This window comes from Methanobrevibacter sp. (assembly GCF_045586545.1).
GTDB lineage: Archaea > Methanobacteriota > Methanobacteria > Methanobacteriales > Methanobacteriaceae > Methanocatella.
This window is the reverse complement of record NZ_JAZNAN010000072.1, coordinates 1-5,165: the sequence shown is the minus strand read 5'-3', so window position 1 is coordinate 5,165 and position 5,165 is coordinate 1. Positions and strand designations below refer to the sequence as shown.

Annotated in this window: 9 protein-coding genes; 5 read left to right on the top strand and 4 right to left on the bottom strand. The window is 36.4% G+C overall.

Annotated features, from left to right (window positions below; genetic code table 11):
* Positions 1 to 21: 21 nt before the first annotated feature.
* The gene (cobM, locus tag ACKI3D_RS05845; RefSeq protein ID WP_407392858.1) at positions 22 to 774 is read right to left on the bottom strand and encodes a precorrin-4 C(11)-methyltransferase; all 753 of its coding nucleotides are present in this window, start codon (positions 772 to 774) and stop codon (positions 22 to 24) included.
* 97 nt (positions 775 to 871) lie between these two features.
* Between cobM and ACKI3D_RS05840 the strand changes: the two genes are divergently transcribed.
* The 5 genes from ACKI3D_RS05840 to ACKI3D_RS05820 are packed head-to-tail and all read left to right on the top strand — an operon-like array spanning position 872 to position 2,851.
* Positions 872 to 1,267 carry a hypothetical protein gene (locus ACKI3D_RS05840; RefSeq protein WP_407392857.1) on the top strand — a complete coding sequence of 132 codons (396 nt, stop codon included), beginning with the start codon at positions 872 to 874 and terminating at the stop codon, positions 1,265 to 1,267.
* Positions 1,264 to 1,761 carry a hypothetical protein gene (locus ACKI3D_RS05835; RefSeq protein ID WP_407392856.1) on the top strand — a complete coding sequence of 166 codons (498 nt, stop codon included), beginning with the start codon at positions 1,264 to 1,266 and terminating at the stop codon, positions 1,759 to 1,761. Before ACKI3D_RS05840 ends, ACKI3D_RS05835 begins: the two co-directional genes overlap by 4 nt.
* A gap of 16 nt (positions 1,762 to 1,777) precedes the next feature.
* On the top strand, positions 1,778 to 2,158 hold the full coding sequence (locus ACKI3D_RS05830; RefSeq protein WP_407392854.1) for a carboxymuconolactone decarboxylase family protein: 381 nt from the start codon (positions 1,778 to 1,780) through the stop codon (positions 2,156 to 2,158).
* Between the two features lie 9 nt (positions 2,159 to 2,167).
* Complete coding sequence (locus tag ACKI3D_RS05825; RefSeq protein ID WP_407392852.1) at positions 2,168 to 2,482, top strand: hypothetical protein; 315 nt, start codon at positions 2,168 to 2,170, stop codon at positions 2,480 to 2,482.
* Positions 2,483 to 2,851 carry a hypothetical protein gene (locus ACKI3D_RS05820; RefSeq protein ID WP_407392850.1) on the top strand — a complete coding sequence of 123 codons (369 nt, stop codon included), beginning with the start codon at positions 2,483 to 2,485 and terminating at the stop codon, positions 2,849 to 2,851. It begins immediately after the preceding gene.
* On the opposite strand, the gene ACKI3D_RS05815 is transcribed toward ACKI3D_RS05820, so the two are convergent.
* From ACKI3D_RS05815 to mtxX, 3 genes are read right to left on the bottom strand one after another with little or no spacing between them, the layout of a single operon-like run.
* Positions 2,848 to 3,609, bottom strand: coding sequence for a TatD family hydrolase (locus ACKI3D_RS05815; protein WP_407392848.1), 762 nt, complete (start codon positions 3,607 to 3,609; stop codon positions 2,848 to 2,850). The genes ACKI3D_RS05820 and ACKI3D_RS05815 overlap by 4 nt on opposite strands.
* Positions 3,610 to 3,612: 3 nt before the next feature.
* Positions 3,613 to 4,377, bottom strand: coding sequence for a polyprenyl diphosphate synthase (gene uppS, locus ACKI3D_RS05810; RefSeq protein ID WP_407392847.1), 765 nt, complete (start codon positions 4,375 to 4,377; stop codon positions 3,613 to 3,615).
* A 20-nt stretch (positions 4,378 to 4,397) separates the two neighbouring features.
* A complete protein-coding gene (mtxX, locus tag ACKI3D_RS05805) occupies positions 4,398 to 5,120 on the bottom strand; it encodes a methanogenesis marker protein Mmp4/MtxX (protein ID WP_407392845.1) in 723 nt (240 codons plus the stop codon).
* Between the last annotated feature and the right edge of the window lie 45 nt (positions 5,121 to 5,165).

Sequence of the window (5,165 nt, the reverse complement as noted above, 5' to 3'; positions counted from 1 at the left end):
CGGAATGTGATATTCCATTTTTTAACGATATTCATGTTTAAAGTTTTTGTCATATAGCTTGGATGCATTAAAATCACCAGGTTCTAATACATCTCCCACCACAATCATTGCAGTCTTTGTAATATTGGCATCTTTTACTTTTTGTGCAATATCCGCGAGGGTTCCTCTAATTATTTGTTGGTCTGGCCAGGTTGCCTTTTTGACAACTGCAACTGGAGTGGTTTCCTCATAACCTACAAGCAGTTCATCAACTACCTTGTCAATCATGCCTATTCCAAGAAAGATGCACATGGTTGCATGATGCTTTGAAAAGCTGGCTATGCTTTCTCCAGCAGGTTTAGGTGTTCTTCCTTCAGGACGGGTGATGATGACGCTTTGTGAAATCTCAGGAAGTGTCAGTTCGGCTTCCAAAACGCTGGCTGTTCCGAATAGTGAGCTGACGCCAGGAATAATTTCGTATTCAATGTCATGCTTTTTAAGTTCACGGATCTGCTCGGCAATAGCTCCGTAAATTGAAGGGTCTCCGGTATGTACGCGAGCTACTAATTTTCCTTCATTAACGGCTTCTGTAATGATGGCATCGGTTTCATCCAAGTTCAAATAAGCGCTGTTGTGGATTTCACAGCCTTCCTTTGCAGGACATAAAACATCTTTATTAACAAGTGAGCCGGCATAGATTATAACGTCTGCCTTTTCAATAACATTTCTTCCTTTTACAGTGATTAAATCAGGATCTCCAGGTCCTGCACCAACAAAAATTACTTTACCTTTCATGGATAATCTTTTATTTCAAGTATTATTTAATTATTGTGCATCAATATTGACTTTTAAAATGAGCAAAGTTTATTAATATCCAAAATAATTAAAAAATATGGACGATAAAGGTTTTATTTCAATAGAATATCTATTTTCATTATTCATTATTCTAATTATTGCTTTAGGCATGTTGTTTTATGCATCATCAACATTACAGTCAAGTTTGAATATTGAAGATAGCGCAACTCATAGGCTCATTCTGGACAATGTGGCCAATGCCATAAGTCAGGTTAATTCAAATGGAGAAGGATATTCCAAATATGTCCAGTTGCCGTCGGATATTGGCTATTATGAGATTACTGTCAGTAAAGACAGGGCAACAATTGAATATTCTGGAAAAAAGGGCGAAACAATGTTTCCGCTTGTAAACATCGATTCGAAGTATAGACTGGTAAGCGGAAGGGGATATAATATTTCAAAAACATCAGATGGCAAGATTGTGATAGCATGATTGGCAATAAAGGTCAGATGAGTGCGGAACTGCTTATTCTTTTAGGTTCCTTAATAATCATTTTGATGATTTCGGTTGTCTTCATTGCAGGGGAACATGAATTGAATATTGCAATGGGTGCAGCTCGAAATGGCGCTGTTGAGGGTGCTGCAGCATCATCTCTAGCTATTTATCCAGAGGATATTTATAAAGATTACTCCAATTCCAAAGCAGGCCTATTGCATCCCTATTCGGTTGAAATAGTAAACGTTTCCTATGTTGAGGACGGATGGGATAATGGCTATAACAAGAAAAAGATCCAGTTCAGGGTATATGCCAAAACACAGGATAAGTTCACAAAAAAGGAATTGGTTTCAATAGGGGATAGGATAAACTATAATCTTCGAAAATCAATAGCCATCAGCTTCAACACGACAAAGGCAACAAATAAACTATATAATCCTGTATTTTCTCCCCATTATGTCTACACAACAGCTAATGTTAAATGGGTTTAGGAACATATAATAAGTCATGACAAGGTATGAAAAAGGAAAAGAAGTTCTGGAATCAATTCAGGAAAGGCCTATCGAAGAGATATTTGAAGGCCTTGAGGATATTGCTCCTGACATGTCAAGGTATGTTGTTGAATTTCCATATGCTGAAATCTACACCCGCAGTGAAGTGGATTTGAAAACACGTGAATTGTGTACTGTTGCAGCATTAACCGTTTTGGGAACAGTTCCACAGCTCAAAGACCACATCAACGCCGCACTTAATGTTGGAAATTCACCTAAAGAGGTTGTGGAGATTATCATGCAGATGAGTGCATATGCAGGTTTTCCTAAAGCCATTAATGGTGTAGTTGCAGCAAAAGAAGTATTTAGCGAAAGGGATTTGCTTCCGATTGAATGAGTTGACCGTATGAGTGAAGAAACATTTGATGTAATAGCTTCCAAATTGCAGGGGGATTTGGCGGATATCATTGAAAATAATAAGGAAGTAAATGATTACGAGCTGATTGTCTACAAATATGTGTTCATCAGCGAGCTGAAAATTCCCCTTCATGAAGATTTGGGTGTTGAAATAATTGAAGATTCATTCATCCTTTATATTATTCCGGATAATCTGGAATTTGAATTGTTAAGGAAATTGGATGATGCTTTTGATAGATTTAAAGCAAGCTTCATGCCTAACAATTATAATATTTTAAAAATGAAATTTCTGTTGAGTGATTAGATGTATAGTGATGAAGAAAAACAACAATTAATGGATGATTTGGCTGAAATGGAAACCTTCAAGGCAGATGTCGGTGATGAAGGCAAAATCCTGCAGGAAGATTTGAAGGAATTTTTCATCAACGGCAATGGGGATAAGGAGGATTTGGTCTTTAGATTGGAAATGTATTTCTATGCATTTAAGCTATTCTGCAGAAGGGATATAAAAATTAGTCAGAATCAATTTACTGTATTTTTAAATGATTCCCTTCTTGACTACCATTTAATAAATCTTGTAAAACAGGACCTGACAGATTTTGAATTGGAAATTGAAGCAGTAAAGGAAAATAAGGATGTGTTAATCAACTTGAATTTCACTCTGCATTACTAGATTTTGAAAATTTTTCTTGCATTGTTGGTGGTAATCTCATCAACGGTGCTCAAATCCATATCCTTGATTTCAGCTATTTTTTTAACTGCATTTACAACATTGACAGGTTCGTTTCTCTCTTCTTTTGTCATGGCCAAATATGGGCTGTCGGTTTCGGTCAAAACATAGTCCAGGTCGATTTTTTCCATTAAATCCTGGTGATGTTTGGAATAGCATAGCATGGTGGAAAAGCTCATGAAACAGTTGTCCCTGTTCATTATTCTTTTTGCAGTTTTAAGGCTTCCTCCATAGCAATGGAAAACAAAATAAGGAATGTCATCATATGGTTCGATGATGTTTACGGTTTTTTTCTCACAGTCTCTTACGTGCATAACTATAGGAACCTTGTATTCATTGGCAAGCTCTAAAAAGCTGGTGAATATTTCCTGCTGTCTTTCGCGCAATGCCTTGTCAGTCACATAATAGTAATCCATTCCAACTTCGCCAATAGCTACGATGTCGGACAAATTATTAATCAAATGATTTTGAGCTTCCTTCAGCTCCTCATCGGTTGAATTTTGTGAACTGACTGGGTGAAATCCAAAAGTCGGATAAATGAATCCTTCATATTCTTTTGAAATTTCCAAAACATTTTGGTTGCTTTCCTGACTGAATCCGGATGCAACTATAAAATCCAGTTTGTCTTTTGCCCTTTTGATTACCTCTTCACGGTCATCATCAAAGACTTCAAAGTCAATATGGCAATGGGTGTCGATCATTGTTTAAACTCCGAATCTTCTCTCTCTAGCCTGATAGGATCTTATTGCTCTTATGAAATCAACTTTTCTTAGTTCAGGCCATAGGGTTTCACAGAAATAGAGCTCTGAATAAGAGGATTGCCAGAGTAAAAATCCGCTTAAGCGTTCTTCTCCGCTTGTTCTGATGATTAGGTTAGGATCGTCAAGTCCGGCGGTATAAAGGTTTTCGCTTACGAGGTCTTCATTGACGTCATCGATTGTGATTTTTCCGGCTTGTACATCTTCAATAATCTTTTTAAATGAATCTATGATTTCCAAACGCCCGTCATATCCAATAGCAAGGTTGAAAAATCTTTTATTGTAATGGGCTGTTGCCTCTTCAGCTTCTCTAATGGCTTCCCTAACTTCATCCGGAAGCAATTCTGTTCTGCCAACTACCCGTACTTTCACTTCGTTTTTGTGTATTTTTTCGTGGTTTACTAGTCTTTTGAAGTTAACGACGAATAATTTCATCAATCCGTCAACTTCGTGTTTTGGTCTGTTGAAGTTTTCTGTAGAAAAAGCATAGACAGTTATGATTTCAATTCCAAGTTCAACACTCCAGTCAAGAACATTTTCAAGGGTGTCAACTCCCATTTCATGCCCTTTAAGCACATCGGTGTTACCTTGGAGTCTGGAATATCTTCTATTCCCATCCATAATTATAGCTACATGTTTTGGCATTTTCTCTGGAACTAAATCACGGGATATGTACCATTCATATATTCTATAAAGTATATTCTCTGCCATTTTCACCACTTAATGAAGAATTATTTATTTCCATGGACTAAATCATGTGCTAAAATTAAACTACGAGTGTAACCATCAACAGTCTGATCTCTACTGGTGTCAATGTAGATTCTATCAATTCCAAATGTAACTGCACCGTAACTAGGCCATGAGTCAAGCAGGACTAATGTTCTGAATATAATGTTCCCGATAATTCCGTCAGGAGCGATAATAACATTACATTTGTCTTTAATGGCTTTCTCAACTAATATGTAGTAGTTGTTTACATCATATTCAGTTTCATTTTGGATTTGTTCTGTTAATTTTTCACTTTCCTCAATGGAAGTAGAGATTTCTTCACTTCTTCCATAGTCTCCTTTTCTTCCTTTTGCAAGGACAGCAATTTTAGGAGTTTTATTGAGTTTTTCTAGAAATTCACCACATTTAATAGCCATTTCAAATCTATCTTCAAGAGTATTTCCTTCGTCAATGCCAACAGGAGTTAACAGGAATTCGTAGTTAGGACTATTAACGTATGTTGCTCTTGTAAGGTTAGGGTATTCTTCCTTTAAATCGTGCATGATGTTTATAGCTGAAAGTGAACCCCTAACTACTCCGTCAGTTTCTTCATCCAAAACGGCCTTAACTAGTTCCTCATCGTCATAGATTAATCTAATATTTGTATCTGGGCGTTGATTTTTAAAAATATTGCAGGCTTCCAAAATATTTTTATTTTCACCAACACCTATTGCTATTGTTTTCATTATGATTCTTTTTATAATTTGTTAAATATAAGTTTATCATTTTTT